Source organism: Bradyrhizobium sp. Kon56 (assembly GCF_055807635.1).
The window spans coordinates 1-22,208 of sequence record NZ_JBVVOU010000017.1; the positions used below are offsets into that span (position 1 = coordinate 1).

Consider the following 22,208-nt stretch of genomic DNA (forward strand, 5'->3'; position numbering starts at 1 on the left):
CATCTCGCTGAGGAACCACGGATCGATCTTGCAGGAATTGAAGATCTCCTCGTCCGACCAGCCGAGCCGCATCGCCTGCGCGACCTGGAGCAGCCGGTTCGGTGTCGGCGTGCCCAGCGCAGCGCGGATCGCATTCTTGTCGTCGTCGCGGCCGAGGCCTTCGATCTCGATCTCGTCAAGTCCGGTGAGGCCGGTCTCGAGCCCGCGCAATGCTTTCTGAAGGCTTTCCTGGAAGGTGCGGCCGATCGCCATGACTTCGCCGACCGACTTCATCGACGTAGTCAGCGTGGTGGAGGCACCGGGGAATTTCTCGAAAGCGAAACGCGGCACCTTGGTGACGACATAGTCGATCGTCGGCTCGAACGAGGCCGGCGTGGCGCCGCCGGTGATGTCGTTGGCGATTTCGTCGAGCGTGTAGCCGACCGCAAGCTTGGCGGCGACCTTTGCGATCGGAAAGCCGGTGGCTTTCGAAGCCAGGGCGGAGGAACGCGACACGCGCGGGTTCATCTCGATGACGACCATGCGGCCGTCCTCGGGATTGACGCCGAACTGCACGTTGGAGCCGCCGGTCTCGACGCCGATCTCGCGCAGCACCGCCAGCGAGGCGTCGCGCATGATCTGGTATTCCTTGTCGGTCAGCGTCAGCGCCGGCGCCACCGTGATGGAATCGCCGGTGTGAACGCCCATCGGATCGAGGTTCTCGATCGAGCAGACGATGATGCAATTGTCGTTCTTGTCGCGCACCACCTCCATCTCGTACTCTTTCCAGCCGAGCACGGATTCTTCGATCAGCACTTCGTTGGTGGGAGACGCATCCAGGCCGCGCTCGATGATGTCGAGGAACTCTTCCTTGTTGTAGGCAATGCCACCGCCGGTGCCGCCCATGGTGAAGGAGGGGCGGATGATCGCGGGCAGGCCGATCTCGGACAGCGCCATCAGCGCCTGGCCAAGCGCATATTCCTGGTAGCGCTTGCGGCGGTCGCTTTCGCCGAGTGTCCATTGCCGCTCGAGCTCTTCGAGTGCAGCGCCCGATGCCTTGGCGCGTTCGGCCTGGTACTTGTCGCGGAAGGACTTCTTCAGGGCGGAGGCGTTGGCGAGCCGCGACTTAGGCGTCTCGAGCCCGATCTTGGTCATGGCCTCGCGGAACAGCTGGCGGTCCTCGGCCTTGTCGATCGCGTCCGCGGTGGCCCCGATCATCTCGACGTCGAACTTGTCGAGCGTGCCTTGCTGGCGCAGCGACAGCGCGCAGTTCAGCGCGGTCTGTCCGCCCATGGTCGGCAGCAGCGCGAAGCCGCCGGGAATGACGTGACGTTCCTTCTCGATGATTTTCGCGACGATCTCTGGCGTGATCGGCTCGATATAGGTCGCATCAGCCAATTCCGGATCGGTCATGATGGTGGCCGGATTGGAATTGACGAGGACGATGCGATAGCCCTCTTCCTTCAGCGTCTTCACCGCCTGGGTGCCCGAATAGTCGAACTCGCAGGCCTGGCCGATCACGATGGGACCGGCGCCGATGATCAGGATGGTGGTGATGTCTGTACGTTTGGGCATCAACTCTCGCCGAAGTGGAATTTGGGCACAAAAAAAGGGCGCGCCTGCTGCGCGTCCCTTTGGCCGAGAGCGCGGTGGTCCCCCCTCGCGCGCGGGGTGGGTCTTAGACCAGTTTTCCGGGCGGCGAAACCCCGAAAAACGCCCATCAACCGGCAATTTTGACCGGTTTTGGCCGGGCCTGCCAACCGCGGGCGAGATGGACCAGAAGAGCCGCCGAAACGCTTAATCCGCCGACCCAGCCGAGATCGGCGGGGCTCCACGCCGCAAGCACGGCGCCGCCCAAGGCACCGCCGATCGCAAAGCCGAGATACATGGCCGAGGCGTTGAGCGAGAGCGCGATCATCGAGGCCTGTGGCTCGATCCGGATGATGCTGGCGACCTGGGCCGGGTAGAACGCCCATCCCGAGATGCCCCAGAGGAAGATCGCGCCCAGCACCGCATAATGCGCCTGTCCCGGCATCAGCTTCAGGATCAGCGAATGCAGGATCAGCGCGCTGGCCATGCCGGCAAGTCCGAGACCTGCTGTGGCGAGCGTGCCGAGCCGGTCGGCCATGACGCCACCGAGCATGTTCCCGATCGCGGCGGCGCCGCCGAACACCAGCAGCGCGAGGCTGATCTGCGACGCATCGAATCCAAGGCCGCGCAGCGGGACCGCGAAATAGGTGAAGACGGTGAAGCCACCGAGCGCCCATAAAATCGTGATCAGAAGCGCCGTCAGGACATTGCGGTGACGCGCCACTGCCAGCCGATCGCTGAGCGAGGCCGTGTTGCGTGGCAGGCCGCGGGGCAGACCGAGCAGGAGGCCGGCGAGCGCAACGGCGCCGATCAGGGCGACCATGGCAAAGGTCGCGCGCCAGCCGAGCAGGCTGCCGACGAGATTGCCGAGGGGAACGCCGATGACGGTCGCAACCGTGAGGCCCGAGGTGACCAGCGCCACCGCGCGGCCGCGTCGCTCCGGCGCGGCGACGGCCACGGATACGGCCAGCGCGGTCGGCATGCACAGCCCGGAGCCCAGCGCCATCAGCATGCGCGAGGCCAGCAGCAGGGCGTAATTCGACGCCACCATCGCCGCGAGGTTTCCGGCGATGAAGGTCGATAGCGCCAGGGCCAGCACGGTGCGGCGGTCGATATTGTTCAGTGTCACCGCCAGGATCGGCGAGCCGACCGCATAGGTGAGGGCGTAGGCTGTGACCAACTGGCCGGCGGCGGGGACGGAAATCGCCAGGTCCGTGGCGATCGACGGCAAAAGCCCAGCAATGACAAAGCCTTCCGTGCCGATCGCAAAGGCTGCCAGGGCCAACCAGAATACGCTCATCCGAGAAATCCCTATGTTCAACGTTTATTGAACTATTGATGGGACCGGGTCAGGAGTCAATTGGTTCAAGAACTATTGAACATCCAGGCCATTTCGCTATGATCTTTGGACCATGAGCCGCACCCCACCCCACCCCACCCGCGAGCAGATCGAACTGCCGATGGTTCTGGATTGCCTGAGCGATCCGATCAGATTGGCGATCGTGTACCAGCTCGCGCAGCAGGAACGTGTCAGCGGCGAGCTGTGCTGTGGCGATTTCAACGGGCTCAGCGGCAAGTCGAATCTTGCCTATCACTTCGCCAAGCTGCGCGAATGCGGCCTGATGCAGACCCGCGTCGCCGGCACCAACCGCTTCGTGCGTCTGCGCCGCGAGGATCTGGACGCACGCTTTCCGGGCCTGCTCGATGCCGTCATCACCTCCGCGGCAAAGGATGCCGACCGGCTGCGGCTTGTGTCGGAATGTGAAGTGGTTGAGGCTGATTGAGGATTGGGCGGCCAGTCCCTCTACGCTTGCGCTTCGCTCCAGCTGCGCCGGACACGCTTCGCCCCTGCGGGTCTCGCGTGGCTGCGCCATGCGTAGCCCCGTGAGGGGCGAAGCGTGGAGACCCGGCCTGGATTTGAACCAGGATAAAGAGCGATGCATCGCCCTCGCGTAGACACTTCCGCCACCGGGCCGCGGCGATCATTACCGATCGGGGTGCGACAAGCCACCTCAGGCAGACGTTATGCTTAACGGATCCACCAAGCTCAACGGACCAGCGGCGGCCGCGCGACGAACGTCATGCGCCAGCTATTGTGGCCGATATTGCGGTGAGCGCGCTGGACCGCGAAGCCGGCTGCCTTGAGCTTGGCGGTGATCTCCTCCTCACTGTAGCGCTGTAGCCCGATGCGCGTGCGCAGCTGGCGGTAATCCGACAGTGCGGTGCTGATCAGCCCGATCAGCGCATCTTTCAAAAAGCCGTGACGCAGGCCGAAGCTGAGCAGCGCTGTGACGTCCCTGAACATGCCGACATTGGGCTGGAGGATATCGCCCAGCACGAGCTTGCCCGAGGGCTTCAGGATACGGGAGAAGTTGAGGAGCGCGGCGTCGAGCTCGTCCGGCGTCATGTATTGCGCGACCGAGTTCATTACGACGAGATCGATCGACTGCTCCTGCATCTTGCGCACATCGTCGAGCGAGCGGACGCGAATTTTCGTGTTCGGGGCAAACCGCGCGATCAACCGGCCGCGCACGCCGGGCGCAGGCTCGGCGAGGATCAGCTTGCCGCAGGCCGCCGCGACCTGGCTCGCCGACAGCGCCTCGCCGCAGGCATAGTCGAGCACGGTCGCCTCGGGCGAAGAGATGTAGCCGATGATGTCCCGCGCGATGATCTGGAAGTGCAAGTCGCGATGCAGCTTGCTGACATAGATCGTGTGCGTCGAGTCGTAATAATCGATCCAATCGTCCATGGTCGTCGAGGGCCCCGGCCAAACGGTTCCGTTGCAGGAACCGGCGCTGCCCGCCTGCGTTAGGGGTGCGGCGGCGCGCCGTCAATGTCTGCGTCCTAACAGGAAGGTTTCCCGTGAGCAAAGCTCCACAAAAGGTCTCGCCCGACCTCGACACGCCCACCGATCTGTCGTCCCAGGCGGTCAACAAGGTTTCGGAGGCACTCAACGTGCTTCTGGCCGACGCGTTCGCGCTGTATCTGAAGACCAAGAATTTCCACTGGCACATCAGCGGCCGGCATTTCCGCGACTATCATCTGCTGCTCGACGAGCAGTCCGACCAGATCTTCGCCACCACCGACCAGCTCGCCGAGCGCGTCCGCAAGATCGGCGGCACCACGCTGAAATCGATCGGGCAGATCGCCAAGCTCCAGACCATCAAGGACAACAACGAAGACTATGTCCCGCCGCGCGAGATGCTGCGCGAGCTGATGCAGGACAACAAGCATGTCGCCGCCGCAATGCGCAAGGCGCACGAGGTCTGCGACGACGCCGGCGACGTCGCCAGCGCCAGCATCCTCGAGAACTTCATCGACGAGACCGAGCGCCGCACCTGGTTCCTGTTCGAAGCCACAAGACAGGAAGGCGCGAACGAGGCGTAGGGGCACACTGTCGTAGGGTGGCCAAAGGCGCGCTCTTCGCGCGCCGTGCCCACTATCTCTCCGCAGTTCAAACTGTTTGGTGGGCAGGCTTCGCTTTGCCCACCCTACTGCACCGTCTTTGTAGCTACCGCCACAACCGCATCAACGCCCCGTTCTTGCCCGTCACCGGATCGGCCGGCGGCCGCGCGACGTTTGGAATCGTCTTCAGCGCCTTGGCGTGGTTCTCCGGTGTTGCGCGGGTGACCTCCATCTTCACGCCCGGCGGATAGGCGCCGATCACGCAGAAATCCGCGCTGGCCTTGATGCGTTGGTGACCTGTGCCGGCGGGCAGGATCGCGACGTCGCCGGCCTTGATCTCCAGCTCCTGGCCGTGGTCGCCGCCGAAGCGGACGCGCGCGCTGCCACGCGCAACGCCGAGCACCTCGTGCACCGTTGCGTGATAATGCAGATAATCGAACACGCCATTGCGCCACGTGCCGCCCCAGCCGTTCGCTTCGAACAAGCGTTCGATCGTCTCTTCCGGCTGTCTGGAATCGAGCTTCACCGCGGCCTGGTAGACCAGGAAGGGGAGGATATTGTTGGGCACGAGCCCGTCATCCTCAAATACGATGGCGAGCGGCTCGGCATTGTCGCGGACGACAGACATAAGAGGCTCCTGCGTGAGCGTAGCAGTGATCAACGAAGGGAGTTAAGCGGCGTTCCTCGTTCCGCTGTCATTCCGGGTTCGCGCTGCGCTGCGCCCGGAACGACAAGAGCCCGGGCGAAGGCCCGGGCTCGATGTCGTCAAAGCAGTTGCAGGAGAGCGCGCGCCCTACACGCTCTTGTTCTGCCGCATCAGATCGGCAAAGCGCTGGAACAGATAGTGCGAGTCGCGCGGACCCGGTGAGGCCTCGGGGTGGTACTGCACCGAGAACACCGGCTTGCCGTCGAGCTGGATGCCGCAATTGGAGCCGTCGAACAGCGAGATGTGGGTCTGCGTCGCGCCCGTCGGCAGGGTGCTCTCGTCGACGGCAAAGCCGTGGTTCATCGAGGTGATCTCGACCTTGCCGGTGGTCTCGTCCTTCACGGGATGATTGGCGCCGTGATGGCCCTGGTGCATCTTCTTGGTCTTGGCGCCGACGGCGAGGCCGAGCATCTGATGGCCAAGGCAAATTCCGAATGTCGGCGTGCCCGACTTGATCACGTCCTGGATCACGGGCACGGCATATTTGCCGGTCGCGGCCGGATCGCCGGGACCGTTCGACAGGAACACGCCATCCGGCTTCATCGCCAGGATATCCTCGGACGACGTCGTTGCCGGCACCACCGTTACCTTGCAGCCGACGCCGGCGAGCAGGCGCAGAATGTTGCGCTTGATGCCGTAATCGATGGCGACCACGTTGAACTCAGGCTTGTCCTGGCGGCCAAAGCCCTTGTCCCAGAGCCAGGGCGTCTCGTCCCAGGTGAAGCGCTGGCCTGAGGTGACCATTGGCACCAGGTCCATGCCCTCGAGGCCGGGCCATTCGCGCGCTTCTTCCTTCAAGCCGTGCAGGTCGAACTCGCCGTCCCTGGCGTGCGCGATTACGGCGTTGGGCATGCCCTTGTTGCGGATCAGCGCGGTCAGCGCACGGGTGTCGATGCCGGAGAGGCCGATGATGCCGCGCGCCTTCAGCCACTGGTCGAGGTGCTTGGTGGCGCGATAGTTCGAGGGATCGGTGATCGCGGTGCGCAGGATCACGCCGCGCGCGCCGGGCGTCGCGGCCATGTTCACCGTCTCGATGTCGTCGTCGTTAGTGCCGACATTGCCGATATGCGGGAACGTGAAGGTGATGAGCTGGCCGGCATAGGAGGGATCGGTGAGGATCTCCTCATAGCCGGTCATCGCGGTGTTGAAGCAGACCTCGCCGACGGCTTGGCCTTCGGCGCCGAGGCCAAAGCCTTCGAGCACCGTGCCGTCGGCAAGCACCAACAGCGCGGTCGGTTTGTGGTCCGGCCAAGCGTGATCGTTATCATGTTGTGTCATGAGCCCGGTTCATAGTCCCCGCGGGCGCTGCCGTCAAAGCGGAGATGCGCCGATTCACATGCGTTTTTGCATATTTGACAGGTCGGCTTGGGCCCCTAAGCTCCGCAGCATAATTTCCGGCAAATTCCGGGGCTCGGGAGGCAATAATGGACCAGACGACGCCGATTCTGCTGGTTCCGGGATTAGCCTCCTCGGCCCGGATCTATGCACCGGTGATCCCGTCGCTGTGGCAGTTCGGCCCGGTGATGGTCGCCAACCATATTCGCGATGACAGCATGGCGGCGATCGCCCGGCGGGTGCTGAGCGAGGCGCCGCCGCGCTTCGCGCTCGCCGGCCATTCCATGGGCGGCTACATCGCCCTCGAGATCATGCGCCAGGCGCCCGAGCGGGTGGCCAGGCTCGCGCTGATCAACACTCAGGCGCGGCCCGACACGGAGGAGGCGACCGCACGCCGCCGCGGCCTGATGGAGCTGGCCCGGCGCGGGGAGCTGCGTGCCGCGCGCGAGGAGATGTTTCCCGAACTGGTGCATCCGTCGCGCCGCGACGATGCAGGCATTCGCCAGCTCGTACACGAGCAGGGCGATGACGTCGGCGTCGAAGGCTATCTGCGGCAGCAGACCGCGATCATCGCGCGGGTGGATTCACGGCCGACGCTTGCGACGATCAAATGCCCGACATTGGTGCTGACGGGCGATCAGGACAACACGATTCCCAACGCATTCTCGAAGGAGATGGCGGAGGGCATTGCCGGCGCAAGGCTCGTCGTTCTGGAGAATTGCGGACACCTGCCGCAACCGGAGCAGCCTGCGGCGACGGTGCAGGCGCTGGTCGAATGGCTGGGAACCCCGGTTGTCTCCGGGCTGCGAACGGCCTAGATCAGGCGTCGGATAGTCTAGGGGATCACGATCATGCTGCGCGACGACATCAACAATGCGGTCAAGGAGGCCATGAAGGCCAAGGAAGAGCGCAAGCTGTCCACGCTGCGCATGGTCAACTCGACCATCAAGAACGCCGACATCGAGGCGCGCGGCAACGGCAAGCCGCCGCTCTCGGACGCGGACTTGCTCGGCGTGTTTCAGAAGATGATCAAGCAGCGCCAGGAATCGGTTGAGCTCTACGAGAAGGGCGGCCGTGCCGAACTCGCCGCGCAGGAGCGCGACGAGATCGCGGTGATCTCCGCGTACTTGCCGAAGCAGATGTCGGATGACGAAGTCAAGAAGGTGATCTCGGACGCGATCGCCGAGACCGGCGCCGCCGGCATGAAGGACATGGGCAAGGTGATCGCCGTGTTGAAGACCAAGTACGCCGGCCAGATGGATTTCGGCAAGGCCTCTGGTTTGGTGAAGGCTGCTCTGACGGGCTAGGCGGCCGCGCCGAAGGTTTGCCAGGAGCTGACAGGCTATCATCCTGGTCACGCCCGGCCTTGTGCCGGGCATCCACGTTCTTCAAAATGGAGAGAAAGAACGTGGATGGCCGGGACGAGCCCGGCCATGACGAGAACCTCCGATGAGCAGGGCCTCTCCCATGACCGCCATCAAGCCGTTCCGCATCGCCATCAGCGACGACGTCCTCACCGACCTCAAATCGCGCCTCGCCCGCACGCGCTGGCCGGAGGCGGAGCTGGTCGATGATTGGAGCCAGGGCGCGCCGCTGGCATGGATCCAGGAAATCTGCACCTATTGGGCTGATGGCTACGACTGGCGCGCGCGCGAAGCAAAACTCAACTGCTTCGAGCAGTTCACCACCGAGATCGACGGGCTCGACATCCACTTCCTGTGTGTGCGCTCGAAGGAGCCGTCGGCACTGCCGCTGATCATCACCCATGGCTGGCCCGGCTCGATCGTCGAATTCCAGAAGGTGATCGCGCCCTTGGTCGATCCTGTCGCGCATGGCGGCAATCCTGCCGATGCCTTCCACGTTGTCTGCCCGTCGCTGCCGGGCTTTGGCTTTTCCGGCAAACCCAAGACCACCGGCTGGGGCGTCGATCGTATCGCCGCGACCTGGGCCCAGCTGATGGACCGGCTCGGCTATACCAGATACGGCGCGCAGGGCGGCGACTGGGGCTCGGCAGTGACGACCTCGCTTGGCATGCAGGACGCCGAGCATTGCGCCGGCATTCACGTCACGCTCGCCTTCAACGCCGCGCCGAAAGTCGAGGGCGAACCGACGCCGGAAGAGAAGCGCGCGCTCGCCGGCCTCAAGCATTACGTCGACCTCGACTCCGGCTATTCGAAGCAGCAATCGACGCGGCCGCAGACACTCGGCTACGGCTTGACGGATTCGCCGAGCGGGCAGGCGGCCTGGATTCTGGAAAAATTCTGGGCCTGGACCGATTGCAACGGTCATCCCGAGAACATCTTCACCAAGGACGAGCTGCTCGACCACGTCATGCTCTACTGGGCGACGGAGACCGCGACCTCGTCGGCGCGGCTCTATTGGGAAAGCTTTGGCAAGCGCCGGACCACGCCGGTCGTCAAGGTGCCGACGGGCGTGGCTGTCTTTCCCAGGGAGATCATCACGCCGGTGCGGCGCTGGATGGAGCCGAACTTCCGCAACATCACGCATTGGAGCGAGATGGAGAAGGGCGGCCATTTCGCCGCATTCGAGCAGCCGGAGCTGTATGTCGGCGAGGTCAGAAAGTTCTTCCGGACGGTGCGCTGAGACGCATTCTCCGTCAGGCCCGGACTTGTCCCGGGCATCCGCGCCCTTAAACTCAGGTCAAACAAGAACGTGGATGGCCGGGACAAGTCCGGTCAGACGACGCTGCCGGGAAACGACCATGCTCACCGAAGCCAGCACCTATGACGAACTCTACGGCAATTTCCGCTGGGAGATCCCGGCGCGCTTCAACCTGGCGGAGGCCTGCTGCGATCGCCACGCCGACGGCACCGGCCGGCTGGCGCTGGTCTATCTCGATGAGAACGGCGCCATCACGCGCACATCCTTCGACGATGTCGCGGAGATGTCGCGCCGCTTCGCCAATGTGCTGAGGGCGGATGGCCTTGTCCGCGGCGACCGCGTCGCGGTGTTCCTGTCGCAGTCGCTGGAGCTGCCGATCGCGCACATGGCCGCGTTCCGTTCGGCGATGATCTCCATTCCGCTGTTCGCATTGTTCGGCGAAGACGCGCTGGAATTCCGCCTGTCGAACTCGCAAGCGAGGGCGATCGTCACCGACGAGGGTGGCTGGGAGAAGCTTTCGAAGATTCGCGACCGTCTGCCGGAGCTGAAGAAGGTCTACATCGTTGGCGAACGAACGCCGGCGGGTACGACATCGTTCTGGAATTCGGTCAAGGCTGCATCGCCCGACTTCAGGCTGGTGGACACGTCTGCTGACGATCCCGCGCTGATCATCTACACCTCGGGCACGACGGGCAATCCGAAGGGCGCGCTGCACGCCCACCGCGTCGTGCTCGGACATCTCCCCAATGTCGAGATGTGCCACAACTTCCTGCCGCGCCCCGGCGATCTGATGTGGACGCCGGCGGACTGGGCCTGGATCGGCGGCCTCATCAACGGCCTGTTCGCGTTCTGGTACCACGGCATTCCCCTGGTCGGTCACCGCGCGCGAAAGTTCGAGCCGCAAGCGGCGATGCAGATGATGGCCGATCTCGGCGTGCGTAATGTGTTCCTGCCGCCGACCGCGCTGAAGCTGATGCGGCAGGCCGGCGTGACGCATTCCGGCATCAAGCTGCGCAGCATCTTTACCGGCGGCGAGTCCCTCGGCGGCGAGCTGCTCGGCTGGGTGCGCGAGACCTTCGGCGTCGACGCGCACGAAGTGTTTGGCCAGACCGAATGCAATCTCGTGATCGGCAGCAACGCGAATCTGTTTCCGATCCGCCCCGGTTCGATGGGCAAGGCGACGCCGGGTTTCGACGTCCGCATCGTCAATGACAGAGGCGAGGAGCAGCCACGTGGCCAGCGCGGCATCATCGGGGTGCGCCAACCCTGTCCTTGCACGATGCTCGAATACTGGCGCAATCCGGAGGCAACGTCGAAGAAATATGCCGGCGAGTTCCTGCTCACCGGCGATCTCGGGGTGCAGGACGAGGACGGTTACTTCTGGTACGTCAGCCGCGAGGACGACGTCATCACCACCGCCGGCTATCGTGTCGGCCCGTCCGAAATCGAGCACACGCTGATGAAGCACCCGGCGGTGGCGATGGCGGCGGTGGTCGGCATTCCCGATCCGATCCGCACTGAATCGATCAAGGCCTGGATCGTGCTGCGCCCGGGCTTTGCCGCCAGCGACGCACTCGCGCGCGAGATCCAGGAGTTCGTCAAGGTGCAACTCGCCGCCCACGAATACCCACGGTTCGTGGAGTTCGCGGAGACACTTCCAATGACCGCCACCGGAAAGGTGCTGCGGCGCGAGCTGCGGACGAGGGGTTAGCTTCCTGCAATGGCAAAGACGTCTCAAGCCGCGGGGCTTCACCGCGCTTCACTTGCGAAGCTGAGCGAACTCGATGCGGCGCTGGAGCTCATGTATTACGGCTGGCGCGGCATGACACTCGAAGCCGACGCATATCTCGCCAAGCAAGGACTGTCGCGCCCGCACCATCGCATCCTCTACGTGGTGGCGCGCCGGCCCGATATCGCGATCGGCTCGCTGATCGAGATCCTCGGCATTTCCAAGCAGGCCCTGAACCGGCCGCTCAATTTGTTGCTTGAGCGCAAGCTCCTGACCTCAAAACGCTCGCCCGAGCAGCATCGCTCGAAGCTGCTGCGCCTGACGGCCGCGGGGCAGCGCATCGAGCAGCGCGCATCGGACCACGAGCGCAAGGTGCTGCGCGAGGCGTTCGATCGCGTCGGAGCGACAGGTGCGGCTGCGTGGATGGGCGTGATGGAGGCGATCGCCGACACCAACTGACGATTCCTGAAGTCAACATGGTTGACATGAGGAGCGGGCTTTGCCACTTTCCTGGCCAACGAGCCGTGGGAGGGCTCCGCCATGCGTCTTTCGGATATCGTGCTGCTCCTCAACGCGCTCTGGTTCGGCGGCGCCTTCATCCAGTTCAGCATTGCGCAAGCCAATACACTGAAGATTCTCCTGCCGCGGGAAGAGCGCACCAATCCGATCGCGCCGACATTGTCGGCCAGCGTGGCATTCCTTGGCGGCATCAATCTGCCGATCGGCCTTCTGTCGCTCTACCTTCTGGCAGCCCGTCCGGTCTTCTTCCAGCCGGTCGAAGCGCAGCTGGTGCTGTTCCTGTTCTTTGCCGCCTGCCATTTCAGCCAGTTCGCCTACAACCTTCCGGTCCTGCTGCGCGGAGGACGCGTCGGGGTCGCTTATTGGCCCGTGTTGAAAGGCCCGATGCTCAGGATCTTCGTCATCGACGCGGCCTTGTTCGTGGCCAATCTGGGTGCGGCGCTTCTCCTCGCGTCGCGCTCCTGACTACCGCGACGGCGTCGACAGCGCAGATCGCAGCATGGCGGCGAGGTCTCGCCGCCGGAACGGCTTGGTCAGGATGCGGGCATCGCCGATTGCGTCGGGCGCCGAGACCGGATTTTGGCTGTAGCCGGAGGTGAAGAGCACCTTGAGCCCGGGTCGCAGCTGGATTGCTTGCCGGGCAAGCTCCGGCCCGAACATGCCGCCGGGCATCACGACGTCGGTGAACAGCAGGTCGATATCCCCGGACTGGCGCAACAAGTCGAGCGCCGCCGGGCCGCTCGCGGCCGTGATGACGCGATAGCCGAGCGTCTTCAGCTCGCTTTCGACATAAGTCCGAACCATGTCGTTGTCTTCGACGACGAGAATGGTCTCGCTTCCTTCGCGCGTGACGATCCCTTCGGCGGGTGAGGCGTCCTCGTTTGGCGGTGTTGCCAGGCGGGAAAGAACAGCCTGACAATGCTGCCTTGTCTCGGTGCGGACTGCATCTGCACCAGCCCGCCGGACTGCCGCACAAAACCGTAGACCATGCTCAGGCCGAGCCCGGTCCCCTTGCCGACCTCCTTGGTGGTGAAGAACGGCTCGAACGCCCGGCTCGCCACCTCGGCGGTCATGCCGCTGCCGGTGTCGATCACGGCCACCATGACATAGTCGCCTGGTCGCGGTTCGCCATTGATGTCCAAGTCGGATTCACCGAGCGAGACGTTGCGCGCCTCGATGGTCAGCCTGCCGCCCAACTGCATGACATCGCGCGCGTTGAGCACGAGATTGAGCAGCGCAGTCGTGAGCTGGCCGGGATCGACGCTGATCAACCACAGGTCCGGTGCGAGCGCGAAGGTGCATTCGATGTGCTCGCCCAAGGGGCGGCGCAACAAGTGCTCCACCTCCTTAATCTTTTCGCCGATGTCGATGTCTCGCGGCCTCAGGGGCTGCTTGCGCGCGAAGGCGAGCAGGCTCCGCGTCAGGTCGGAGCCGCGTTCGGCAGCTGTCGCGATGTCGCCGGCGATCCGGTGCAACTCCTTGTTCCCCGCCAGCCTGTCGGCAAGGTGCTCCGAATTGCCGAGAATGACGGTGAGGAGATTGTTGAAGTCATGCGCCACACCGCCGGTGAGCTGACCCATGGCCTCCATCTTCTGGGATTGGCTGAGCTTCTGGTTGAGGTCCGCGATGGCCGCCCGTTGCTGCTCAAGCGATTCGGCAGTGTCGTTGAGCAGGGTCATCAATCCGCCCAGCTCGCCGCGCGGATGGGGAGGAGGAATTCGCGCGTTGAGATCGCCGAGCCCGAGTCTCTTCGCCATGTTGGCGAGCCGCCCGACCTGGCGCCCGACGCTCACGGTCGCGAGGATCCATACGCCGGCCAGCAGCAGCAGCAAGGCCACCGCGAGGATCGCCATATCCTCATAGAGCCGGCGATTCGCCGCCGCGACCAATCCGTCCTTGGACCGTCCGACCAGGATGTAGAGGCCGGCATCACGGATCGAAGGTGAGTGGGCGACGGCCCAGACCTGCGTGCGGCCGTCGCGATCGGTCACTTCCTGAAATGCCTTTTGATCGGGAGCCGTCGCGAAGCCGAGCAGGTCGGATCCCGCGATCGACGCGCCCACGGGCGCGGTCCAGCCGGCTCCCGAGGGAGCGACGAGAACGGTGCCCTTGCCGTCGATGAGCAGAATATCCTTCTCGGCGAGCAGCCGCTTGTGGTGATACTCGGCGAATTTGCGCAGGTTGAACGAGGCAAGCAGCACCAGCTTCAGCGCGCCCGCCTCCGATCGCACCGGATATGCGATCTGGAGCACCGATATTCCGGTCAGCCGGCCGAATACCGGCTCAACCACGACGTTGCGCGAGACCAGGGCCTGCTTGAAATAGGCGCGATCCCTCAGATCGAGGGTGCGGTTGGTCCGCAGCGAGTCGCAGAACAGGCTGCCGTCCGGATCGATGGTCAGGATTCCCGTGAACTGAGGGTATTCCTCGCGCACGTCCGACAGAAACGCCGAGCACGCCGCCTTGTCGCGCGTGTCGAGGTCGCGCGCGCGGGCCAGACCATAGTGAAGCTGAGCGGTGCCCTGAATCTTCCCACCCAGATCGCTCGCAATGTCGTCGGCCGAGGCCGACAGATTGGCCAGGGCGGCGTTGACTTCACTGCTCCGGTTCTGCACGAAACGCAGCCCGACGAGGCTCGCCGGCACCAGCATGGCCGCGATGACGAGTATCAGTAGTCGGGTACGCAAGCTCATCGGTCGGACGGTCCATTCGAGTCATCGCGCTCGTTCAAAGACTCAATTTGCGGCACCACCCGCCGCTCAGTCCATAGGCATCGGGTCGAAAAAGTCCCCGACGGGGAAAGATTTCGAGCCGCGGGCAGGACGGATGAGCTTCCCGAAGGACGCGCGCCGTCGGCGCGGTGGTTTTCCCGGGTCTGCGCCGGCGGCTTCGGGATACTGTCGTCCAGCCAACAACTCGCGCGTGCGCACCTGCCGCGGGGACGCTAAGATCGAGTCAATCCGCGTGCGACGGAGATCGCGCCGGCGAACGAGGAGGAAGCTGATGTCCATTTCGGGCAAGGTCGACCCGGTGGTGCGTCCCGTCGCGGCGACCGACATCGCCGAGGCGCTGGTCGAAGGCCTGCGGGATTTCCAGGCGCTGCCGCTTTACGGCCTCTGCTTCGGTACGCTCTACGCCGCCGGCGGCATCGCCATCATGCTGTGCTTCACTGCGTTCGGCATGGTCTATCTGGTCTATCCGCTGGCCGCCGGCTTCGCGCTGCTCGGGCCATTCGTGGCGATCGGGCTCTATGAAGTCAGCCGCCGTCGCGAGCGCGGCGAGCCCGTCTCGCTCGGCGCGATCTGGTCGGCTGTGCGCGCGCGCAGCGAGATCGGCTGGATGGCCTTCGTCACGCTGTTCGTGTTCGTGGTCTGGATGTATCAGGTGCGGCTTCTGATCGCGCTGCTGCTTGGCCTGCATGCCTCGTTCTCGAGCCTGCAGGAGTTCATGACGGTGGTGCTGACCACGAACGAGGGCCTGCTGTTCCTCGGCATCGGCAACGCGGTCGGCGCGGTGCTGTCGCTGATCCTGTTTTCGCTGACGGTCGTGTCGTTTCCGCTGCTGCTCGACCGCGAGGTCGATTTCGTCACGGCGATGGTGACAAGCGTGCGCGCGGTCGTGGTCAGCCCGCTGCCGATGATTGGCTGGGCCGCGGTGATCGTGATGGTCCTGATCGTCTCGGCGCTGCCGTATTTTCTGGGGCTGGTGGTGACGCTGCCCGTGCTCGGGCACGCGACCTGGCATCTTTATCGGCGGATTGTGGTGCCGGTGGCGTAGCGGGAAGCCGGACGCAACGGCAGCGAGCTATTCGCCGGTTGCCAGCCGGCGTTCGCCGGATGAGGTCAGTTCGAGTTCGCCGAGGCGCCTGATTGCATAACCGAGGTTGGTCAGGCGCTCGCCGTGCGCTTGCGGGATTTCGCCTTGCGCCTTGCCCTTGCCGATCTCGGCCAAGGACGCAAATTCATCGGCGCTGAGTGCAACGCTGCTGTCTGTCATCAGGCAACCTCGTCGGTCCATACCTTGAAATTGACAAGGGTATTCGGACCGAAGGTTTGGGTGATCGGGACGTCCGCGGCATCGCGTCCTTGTGCGATCAACACGCGACCGATCCGCGGCGTGTTGTTGCGCGGATCGAACATGTGCCAGCTTCCGCCGAGATAAGCCTCAAACCAGCCGGCGAAATCTCCCACGGCCCAGGGCTTCGGCGTGCCGATGTCACTGAGATAACCGGTGCAGTAACGCGCCGGGATGTTCATGCAGCGGCAGAACGCGATGGCAAGATGAGCATAGTCGCGGCACACGCCCTTGCCTTCGTCGTAGGCTTCCCGCGCCGTCTTGGTCGCGCGCGCGTGCTCATAGCCGAAGGCGATGTGACGATGAACGAAATCGCAGATGGCCTGGACCCGCGCCCAGCCGGGCGGCGTGTGCTCGAACAACTTCCATGCGATATCCGACAGGCGATCGGTCTCGCAGTAGCGACTGCCGAGCAGATAGACGAGCGTGTCGGTCGGCAGCGCCTCGACGGCGTGCTGAGCCGCGTTCGGGAACACTGGATCGGGCAGGCCGCTGTCGCTCACGACGCCGTCGCCGGCAAGGCGAAAGGCGCCAGCCGGCGCCACGATGCGGCTGCACCAATTGCCGAAGAGGTCGCGATAGGGAGTGATCGGCACCGAGGGTCTGGTGGTCAGCAGGTCGGGCACGATGACATCGGAGGCGCGGGTGAAGTGCGTGCCCAGCACCATGATCATAGGCGTGGGCTGCGGGAATTCGTACAGCATCTCAAACCCGACGCGGAGCTTCATACGATTTTCCCTTGGCTAAGCTCGTAACATGGCTACGAAGCGGCCGATCACAAGGCTTTGACGGCTTATTCGGTCGCGGGCGGCAATTGGCGCCTCAAAAGTGCGGCACGGGCGAGAAAATGATAGCTAATTGCGGCGATTGCGCGCACGGTGCGGGAATGTCGAAAGATCTGTCGTTTCTGCGCCTATGCAGCGCCACGACTATTCGCGCGACGTGAAGCGCCTCATTCCCTCGCAGCGGCGGAGCCGACTCGTAGCGACGTCGTAACAGCGGTCGTCGCGCATATTGCCCACTCCAGCGGTGAGTTGGACGCGGCAGGCGCGTGCCGCGGACACCTGAAGGTTTCACCGCGATCGATCATGAGATCGAACGCCAACCGAAAGCACCCGATGCAAACTCAACCGATGCAAGCTCTCTCGCCACGGCACGTCAAGACAGAAGAAGCGCTCCGGCTCGGCGTCGAGTCGGGCTGGTACGCGATCAAGGTCAGTGGGACCTTTGTCTCGGGCCCGCACGACTCGGAAGCGGATTGCAGTCGCAAGATCGACGAAATCAATCCGCCTCCGGTGAAGAAGAAGCGATGACGACACGGAGTTCGCCCGCTACGGCGTCTTGATACCCATCGCCTTCAACGCTTCCAGCATCTGCGCCGGCGGCGCCATCTTGATCTGCGGCGCCTTGCCCGTTTCCAGCAGGCTCTTCAGCCCCGACAGGATTGCGGGCCAGCCGGTGCGGCCGCCGGAAAGGATGTCGTCGCTGAGCGGGCGGTCGTGGCGTTCGCTCACGGTGAGGCGGACGGCCTCGCCGGCTTGTTCAATCTCGTAAGTGACAAGCGTCGCGCCGAGCTTTGCGACGAGGTCGGGCCAGTTGACGTTCCACGTCACCGTCAGCTTGTTCGGCGGATCGTATTCGAACACATCGCCCGAAATGTGTTCCGAGCCATCAGGCGCGCGCACGACGAATTTGCCGCCGAGTCTTGGCTCCATCTCGACCGCAAAGCCGGAAAAATATTGGCGGCTGAACTCGGCGGAGGTCAGCGCCTCCCACACCTGGTCCGGCGTCGCGGCGATGTAAATCGTGTAGACGGTGAGCGGCTTGAACCGATCGAGGTTCATCTTGCATCGAATCCCTTGTTGAGGGCTGCGTGCGGAATGGCCAGCACCTTGCCGCTTTCCAGCAGGCTCTTGAGCCCGGACAGGATCGCCGGCCACCCGTTGGAAACGGCGCCGAAATATTTGCCGCCTTCGACGAAGCCGTCATGCAGCACCGTCAAACGCACGAGCGAGCCGAACGGTTCGATGGTAAAGACCACCCGCGAGATCGGCTCACCGCGCAGCTCCTCGTATTTTTGGTGCTTGAAGCTGTAAGACAGCCGCCGCGGCGGATCGGCTTCGAGGATCTCGCCGGAATCGGTGGTCTCGCCGTCCAGCAGCAGCGCGAAAGGGGAGCCGATTTTCCAGTCGGACCTGACCTCGGCGCCGAACCAGTATTGCTTGGTGAACTCGCTCGATGTCAGCGCCTCCCACAGCCTCGTTGGCGTTGTCTCGATGTAGGTGACATAGACGAATTGCGGCTTACTCATCACGCTTCTCCAACTGGCGTTTCAACTCGCCGAGTGCGGCGAGCTTGCCGCGCTCGAATTTCTTGATCCAGCGTTCGCCGATCTGATGGATCGGAACCGGATTGAGATAGTGCAGCTTCTCGCGGCCGTGCCTGATGGTCGTGACCAGATTGGCCTCTTCCAGAATGGCAAGGTGCTTGGTCACGGCCTGGCGCGTCATCGCGAGGCCTTCACAGAGTTCGTTCAGCGTCTGGCCGTTCCTGGCGTGAAGTCTGTCGAGCAGCGACCGTCGTGACGCATCGGCGAGCGCTTTGAAGACCTCATCCATGGCGGCGGTAATAGGCAACCAAATGATTGCATGTCAAGCGCAAGGTCGTGACTTCCGTTCCCGCCCTCGCCATGCATTAATGCCGCAAACCGCTCCCAGCGAGTCCTCCCCATGATGTCTCTGCAAGCCTATCTCGCCTTCCTTGCCGCCTGCATCGCGCTCGCGCTGTTGCCGGGGCCGATCGTCACCCTCGTTATCGCCAACGGGCTGCGCCACGGCACGCGCGCGGCGCTGACCAATGTGGCCGGTGCGCAGGCCGGCCTCGCCATCGTCATCGGCATCGTCGCGGTCGGACTGACCTCGCTGATGGCGACCATGGGGTATTGGTTCGACTGGGTGCGCTTTGCCGGCGCCGCCTATCTGGTCTGGCTCGGCATCAAGCTGATCTGGGCGCCGGTCGAGGGCGTCAATGTGGATGAGCCGCCGGCGCCGCCGCGCGGCGGATTCTTCCTGCAAGGTTTCCTGGTGCTGCTGTCGAACCCGAAGGTGCTGGTGTTCTTCGGCGCCTTCATCCCGCAGTTCATGGACATGAACCGCGACCACTTCCCGCAGGTCGCGCTGCTGGGAGCCACCTTCATGGTCACTGCGGTGATGACGGACGCGCTCTACGCCATCGCCGCGGGGCGGGCCCGGAAGTTCTTCTCGGCTCGCCGCACCCGCATGATGTCGCGCATCTCCGGCGGCTTCATGATCGGCGGCGGCATCTGGCTGGCGCTGACCAGGGCGAAATAACCGCCGTCGGGCTAATCGACCAGCCTTTCCGCCCGCAGTTCAACCTCGATCTCTGCAAAAATCCGCGCCAGCCGCTCGGCCCATTGTTGCTGGCCAGACTGGTCGGCGATCAGATCCTGGCGGATCTCAATGCCGGTATTGACGAGGCCGCGAGCTTCGCCGTGCACGGGGATGGTGTAGTCGGTGAGGTCGTTCACCGCATAGGGCTCGTTGTCGCCCACGACGAGATCGCTCTCGCTGCGGAGATGCCTGAGCAGCAGCTGCGGCAGCACGGTGTCGCGATTGTAGAGCGCGCCGATGTGCCAGGGACGCGCGACGCCGGCGTAAACGGGCGTGAAGCTGTGCAGCGACACCAGCACCGTCGGCCGCTTGTCGTGCACGCGGCGGTCGATCGCGGCATGGATATGCCGGTGATAGGGCTCGAAAATCTCGCGGCGGCGCGCTTTGCGCTCCTGCTCCGAAATTCCCTCGTTGCGCGGGATCGCGGTTGCTTCGGAAATCAGGGGAATCGAGCTCACGGCGGCGGGCGGGCGGTTGCAGTCGATCACCAGCCGCGAATAGCGCTGGGCGATCAGATGTGCGCCCAGCATCTCTGCCAGCCGGTCGGCGACGCCCCCAATGCCGATGTCCCAGGCGATATGCCGCGTCAGCTCGTTCTCGGCGACGCCAAGATCGCCAAGCGCAGCCGGCAGGACCCTTCCGTAGTGGTCCGAGGTGAGCAAAAAAGGCGATGTCCCTTGCGCATTCACCTCGTGCACCGGGGGGACGTCACCCTCGCTGAGGAGTTGATTGGTCGCCCCGATTGTGTCTAAAGCCATCCTGATTGCCTAATGAAACAGCAGTCACCCCGAAGAATCGGGCGGGATTGCTATAGATTGGTCCGCCCGACATCACCATGATTGCCTGACGATGCCGTTGCTGACGATTCATCACAAGACCGAATATCGCTACACCCGCCCCGTGGCGTTCGGCGAACACAGGATCATGCTGCGGCCGCGCGACGGGCATGATCTGCGCGTGCTCGACTCCAGGCTCGAGATATCGCCCGAGCCGATGTCGCTGCACTGGATCCACGACGTGTTCGGCAATTCCGTCGCGATCGCGAATTTCGACGAGCGCGCGGACGCGCTGATCTTCGACTGGCACGTCACCGTCGAGCACAATCCGGTCGAGGAGTTCGCGCTGACGCCGGACGACTCGGCCTATTTCTATCCTTTCGCGTATGACGATGAGGAGTTTCCCGACCTCGTCCACTACATCACGCCGCAATATACCGATCCCGATGGCGAGATCGCGGAATGGGCGCGCGGCTTTCTCGACGAGGACGCGCCGACGCCGACCTTCAAGATCCTGAGCGGCATGACCCACGGTATCCGCGAGCGGTTCAAGTACCGCAAGCGCCACGAGCTGGGCACGCAGCATCCGCTCGACACCTTGCAGTCCGGTAGCGGAACCTGCCGCGACTACGCTCTGTTCATGATCGAGGCGCTGCGTCATCTCGGAATCGCCGCACGATTCGTCTCCGGCTACATCTTCCTGCCGGAGGATATCGAGCAGCGCCATGTCGGCGGCGGTTCGACGCATGCCTGGGTCCAGGTCTACCTGCCCAGCGCGGGCTGGATCGAGTTCGATCCGACCAACGGCATCGTCGGCACCCGCGACCTCATCCGCGTCGCGGTCGCCCGCGATCCGCGCCAGGCAATCCCGCTGCACGGCGTCTATATCGGCCCTGCCGGCGCGTTCGACGCCATGGACGTGACCATCAGGGTGGTGTCGGACGAGCAATGCAGCGGCGAGACACTCGAGGCGGAGGTTTTGTAGATCCGCTGCGATTTGCACGCTGCCGATTGATGGTTATAGAAGGCCATGACCTCCAATCGTCTCTTCGTCTACGGCACGCTGATGCGCGGCTTCGACCATCCGATGGCGCGGTTGCTTGCGGGCCACGCGGATTTTCTGGGTGAAGCGACCTGCCGCGGCCGGCTCGTTCTGGTGACGCATTATCCGGGGCTGCTGCTCTCCGATGTGCCGTCCGACCGCGCCCACGGCGAACTCTTTCACCTGCGCGTGCCCGACGAACTCTTGCGCGAGCTCGACATGTACGAGGCCTGCGGCGAGGGCTTTCCGGAGCCGACCGAATATCTGCGCCAGCTGGTCGACGTGACAGGTGCAGACGGGGTGACGGCACCGGCCTGGACTTACATCTACAACTGGCCCGTCACCGATCTGCCGCGCATCGAATCCGGCCGCTTTCTTGGGCTCTAGCCCGACAGCACTTCCTTCACTGCGCGCACGTCGACCTCGCGCTCGACATAACTCCACTCCTCGGTTCGCCTGAGCATCGCGACCAGCTCCTCGAACAGCGAGGCGTGCGCAGGCGCGAATTCGAACCAGGTCAGGAAGTCGAAGGGCCCGCCGAGGTCGCGGCAATGATAGAGCTGCCGCGCAATCGCAGGCAGGAAGCGCAGGCTGTTCGCGATGTGATGCGACTTGTCCTCGAAGATCCTGCGGCGCTCTTCCTGGGTCAGATCCCACCAGGCCTGCGACTTGCGGATCGGGATCAGCGCCCCACTGGTTGCTTCCAGCCGGCCGAGGCCGGCCTGCACGGCAGTGAGCTGCTGCTTCTCCGGGCGCTCGGTGTAGCGCAAGCTGCTCGCGACACCGACCAGGCGCCAAGCATTGCGCGAGGGCACCAGCGGCAACGCGATGGCCTCGCTGTCGGTGACCGACAGCGTTGGCATGAAGGCGAGGGGCTCGCCCGTCACCGGCGAAATCGAGGTGATGCGCCAACCCCCGCTCTGGCCGCCTCGGAAGGTCCTGAACATGGCCCCCATGGAAGCGTGGAACCGGGCCGGGTTCAAGCTTTCCGTCGAATCTTCGACCTGTGAATAGCCGGGAG

Annotated in this window: 25 protein-coding genes and 1 pseudogene; 13 read left to right on the forward strand and 13 right to left on the reverse strand. The window is 64.0% G+C overall.

Annotated elements, in window-relative coordinates:
• Both carB and AC0L3B_RS24480 read right to left on the reverse strand, forming a co-directional pair.
• The coding region (gene carB / locus AC0L3B_RS24475) for a carbamoyl-phosphate synthase large subunit (protein WP_473381145.1) at positions 1–1,554 on the reverse strand (1,554 nt) is incomplete at its 3' end.
• Between the two features lie 145 nt (positions 1,555–1,699).
• Complete coding sequence (locus AC0L3B_RS24480; protein ID WP_473381146.1) at positions 1,700–2,869, reverse strand: MFS transporter; 1,170 nt, start codon at positions 2,867–2,869, stop codon at positions 1,700–1,702.
• A gap of 112 nt (positions 2,870–2,981) precedes the next feature.
• On the opposite strand from AC0L3B_RS24480, the gene AC0L3B_RS24485 reads away from it, so the two are divergent.
• The gene (locus AC0L3B_RS24485) at positions 2,982–3,353 is read left to right on the forward strand and encodes an ArsR/SmtB family transcription factor (RefSeq protein WP_063993885.1); all 372 of its coding nucleotides are present in this window, start codon (positions 2,982–2,984) and stop codon (positions 3,351–3,353) included.
• A 263-nt stretch (positions 3,354–3,616) separates the two neighbouring features.
• Here AC0L3B_RS24485 and AC0L3B_RS24490 read toward each other — a convergent pair whose 3' ends face one another.
• On the reverse strand, positions 3,617–4,318 hold the full coding sequence (locus AC0L3B_RS24490; RefSeq protein ID WP_085360537.1) for a class I SAM-dependent methyltransferase: 702 nt from the start codon (positions 4,316–4,318) through the stop codon (positions 3,617–3,619).
• 113 nt (positions 4,319–4,431) lie between these two features.
• Here AC0L3B_RS24490 and AC0L3B_RS24495 point away from each other — a divergent pair, with 113 nt between their 5' ends.
• The gene (locus AC0L3B_RS24495; protein WP_007596666.1) at positions 4,432–4,956 is read left to right on the forward strand and encodes a Dps family protein; all 525 of its coding nucleotides are present in this window, start codon (positions 4,432–4,434) and stop codon (positions 4,954–4,956) included.
• 124 nt (positions 4,957–5,080) lie between these two features.
• Here AC0L3B_RS24495 and AC0L3B_RS24500 read toward each other — a convergent pair whose 3' ends face one another.
• Together AC0L3B_RS24500 and carA are read right to left on the reverse strand one after the other, a co-directional pair.
• Positions 5,081–5,602, reverse strand: a complete 522-nt coding sequence (locus AC0L3B_RS24500) for a hypothetical protein (RefSeq protein WP_085349617.1) — start codon at positions 5,600–5,602, stop codon at positions 5,081–5,083.
• 165 nt (positions 5,603–5,767) lie between these two features.
• Positions 5,768–6,958 carry a glutamine-hydrolyzing carbamoyl-phosphate synthase small subunit gene (gene carA, locus AC0L3B_RS24505; RefSeq protein ID WP_026232561.1) on the reverse strand — a complete coding sequence of 397 codons (1,191 nt, stop codon included), beginning with the start codon at positions 6,956–6,958 and terminating at the stop codon, positions 5,768–5,770.
• A gap of 146 nt (positions 6,959–7,104) precedes the next feature.
• Between carA and AC0L3B_RS24510 the strand changes: the two genes are divergently transcribed.
• The 6 genes from AC0L3B_RS24510 to AC0L3B_RS24535 all read left to right on the forward strand — a co-directional run bounded on the left by AC0L3B_RS24510 (position 7,105) and on the right by AC0L3B_RS24535 (position 12,350).
• Positions 7,105–7,833, forward strand: a complete 729-nt coding sequence (locus AC0L3B_RS24510; protein ID WP_085349616.1) for an alpha/beta fold hydrolase — start codon at positions 7,105–7,107, stop codon at positions 7,831–7,833.
• A gap of 33 nt (positions 7,834–7,866) precedes the next feature.
• A complete protein-coding gene (locus AC0L3B_RS24515; RefSeq protein WP_473381147.1) occupies positions 7,867–8,322 on the forward strand; it encodes a GatB/YqeY domain-containing protein in 456 nt (151 codons plus the stop codon).
• A gap of 160 nt (positions 8,323–8,482) precedes the next feature.
• Positions 8,483–9,619 (forward strand): epoxide hydrolase family protein, encoded by a 1,137-nt coding sequence (locus AC0L3B_RS24520; protein ID WP_473381186.1) that lies wholly within the window; start codon positions 8,483–8,485, stop codon positions 9,617–9,619.
• 118 nt (positions 9,620–9,737) lie between these two features.
• Entirely contained in the window at positions 9,738–11,348 is a 1,611-nt protein-coding gene (locus AC0L3B_RS24525; protein ID WP_204512330.1) for an acyl-CoA synthetase, read from the forward strand.
• A gap of 9 nt (positions 11,349–11,357) precedes the next feature.
• A complete protein-coding gene (locus AC0L3B_RS24530; RefSeq protein ID WP_018453600.1) occupies positions 11,358–11,825 on the forward strand; it encodes a MarR family winged helix-turn-helix transcriptional regulator in 468 nt (155 codons plus the stop codon).
• Between the two features lie 81 nt (positions 11,826–11,906).
• Complete coding sequence (locus AC0L3B_RS24535; protein WP_018453601.1) at positions 11,907–12,350, forward strand: hypothetical protein; 444 nt, start codon at positions 11,907–11,909, stop codon at positions 12,348–12,350.
• Here the strand turns inward: AC0L3B_RS24535 and AC0L3B_RS24540 are convergent.
• Positions 12,351–14,578, reverse strand: a pseudogene (locus AC0L3B_RS24540) (ATP-binding protein).
• A 310-nt stretch (positions 14,579–14,888) separates the two neighbouring features.
• Between AC0L3B_RS24540 and AC0L3B_RS24545 the strand changes: the two are divergent.
• Positions 14,889–15,662, forward strand: coding sequence for a DUF2189 domain-containing protein (locus tag AC0L3B_RS24545; RefSeq protein ID WP_473381148.1), 774 nt, complete (start codon positions 14,889–14,891; stop codon positions 15,660–15,662).
• A gap of 27 nt (positions 15,663–15,689) precedes the next feature.
• Here AC0L3B_RS24545 and AC0L3B_RS24550 read toward each other — a convergent pair whose 3' ends face one another.
• Positions 15,690–15,881, reverse strand: a complete 192-nt coding sequence (locus AC0L3B_RS24550) for a hypothetical protein (RefSeq protein ID WP_018453604.1) — start codon at positions 15,879–15,881, stop codon at positions 15,690–15,692.
• On the reverse strand, positions 15,881–16,687 hold the full coding sequence (locus AC0L3B_RS24555; protein ID WP_018453605.1) for a transglutaminase-like domain-containing protein: 807 nt from the start codon (positions 16,685–16,687) through the stop codon (positions 15,881–15,883). Before AC0L3B_RS24555 ends, AC0L3B_RS24550 begins: the two co-directional genes overlap by 1 nt.
• A 360-nt stretch (positions 16,688–17,047) precedes the next feature.
• Between AC0L3B_RS24555 and AC0L3B_RS24560 the strand changes: the two genes are divergently transcribed.
• The gene (locus AC0L3B_RS24560) at positions 17,048–17,272 is read left to right on the forward strand and encodes a hypothetical protein (protein WP_007614662.1); all 225 of its coding nucleotides are present in this window, start codon (positions 17,048–17,050) and stop codon (positions 17,270–17,272) included.
• Between the two features lie 18 nt (positions 17,273–17,290).
• Here AC0L3B_RS24560 and AC0L3B_RS24565 read toward each other — a convergent pair whose 3' ends face one another.
• From AC0L3B_RS24565 to AC0L3B_RS24575, 3 genes are read right to left on the reverse strand one after another with little or no spacing between them, the layout of a single operon-like run.
• Positions 17,291–17,803, reverse strand: coding sequence for an SRPBCC family protein (locus AC0L3B_RS24565; RefSeq protein ID WP_247361000.1), 513 nt, complete (start codon positions 17,801–17,803; stop codon positions 17,291–17,293).
• Positions 17,800–18,270, reverse strand: a complete 471-nt coding sequence (locus AC0L3B_RS24570; protein ID WP_204512327.1) for an SRPBCC family protein — start codon at positions 18,268–18,270, stop codon at positions 17,800–17,802. Before AC0L3B_RS24570 ends, AC0L3B_RS24565 begins: the two co-directional genes overlap by 4 nt.
• On the reverse strand, positions 18,263–18,577 hold the full coding sequence (locus AC0L3B_RS24575) for an ArsR/SmtB family transcription factor (RefSeq protein ID WP_007614659.1): 315 nt from the start codon (positions 18,575–18,577) through the stop codon (positions 18,263–18,265). Before AC0L3B_RS24575 ends, AC0L3B_RS24570 begins: the two co-directional genes overlap by 8 nt.
• A 111-nt stretch (positions 18,578–18,688) precedes the next feature.
• Here AC0L3B_RS24575 and AC0L3B_RS24580 point away from each other — a divergent pair, with 111 nt between their 5' ends.
• On the forward strand, positions 18,689–19,309 hold the full coding sequence (locus AC0L3B_RS24580; protein ID WP_085384410.1) for a LysE family translocator: 621 nt from the start codon (positions 18,689–18,691) through the stop codon (positions 19,307–19,309).
• A gap of 11 nt (positions 19,310–19,320) precedes the next feature.
• On the opposite strand, the gene AC0L3B_RS24585 is transcribed toward AC0L3B_RS24580, so the two are convergent.
• Positions 19,321–20,127 carry an N-formylglutamate amidohydrolase gene (locus AC0L3B_RS24585; protein WP_247296173.1) on the reverse strand — a complete coding sequence of 269 codons (807 nt, stop codon included), beginning with the start codon at positions 20,125–20,127 and terminating at the stop codon, positions 19,321–19,323.
• Positions 20,128–20,218: 91 nt separating this feature from the next.
• On the opposite strand from AC0L3B_RS24585, the gene AC0L3B_RS24590 reads away from it, so the two are divergent.
• The gene (locus tag AC0L3B_RS24590; protein WP_018453611.1) at positions 20,219–21,130 is read left to right on the forward strand and encodes a transglutaminase family protein; all 912 of its coding nucleotides are present in this window, start codon (positions 20,219–20,221) and stop codon (positions 21,128–21,130) included.
• Positions 21,131–21,175: 45 nt separating this feature from the next.
• A complete protein-coding gene (locus AC0L3B_RS24595; protein ID WP_247296171.1) occupies positions 21,176–21,574 on the forward strand; it encodes a gamma-glutamylcyclotransferase family protein in 399 nt (132 codons plus the stop codon).
• On the opposite strand, the gene AC0L3B_RS24600 is transcribed toward AC0L3B_RS24595, so the two are convergent.
• Positions 21,571–22,134: a chlorite dismutase family protein gene (locus AC0L3B_RS24600; RefSeq protein WP_018453613.1), complete on the reverse strand. Its 564-nt coding sequence runs from the start codon at positions 22,132–22,134 to the stop codon at positions 21,571–21,573. The genes AC0L3B_RS24595 and AC0L3B_RS24600 overlap by 4 nt on opposite strands.
• Positions 22,135–22,208: the final 74 nt, after the last annotated feature.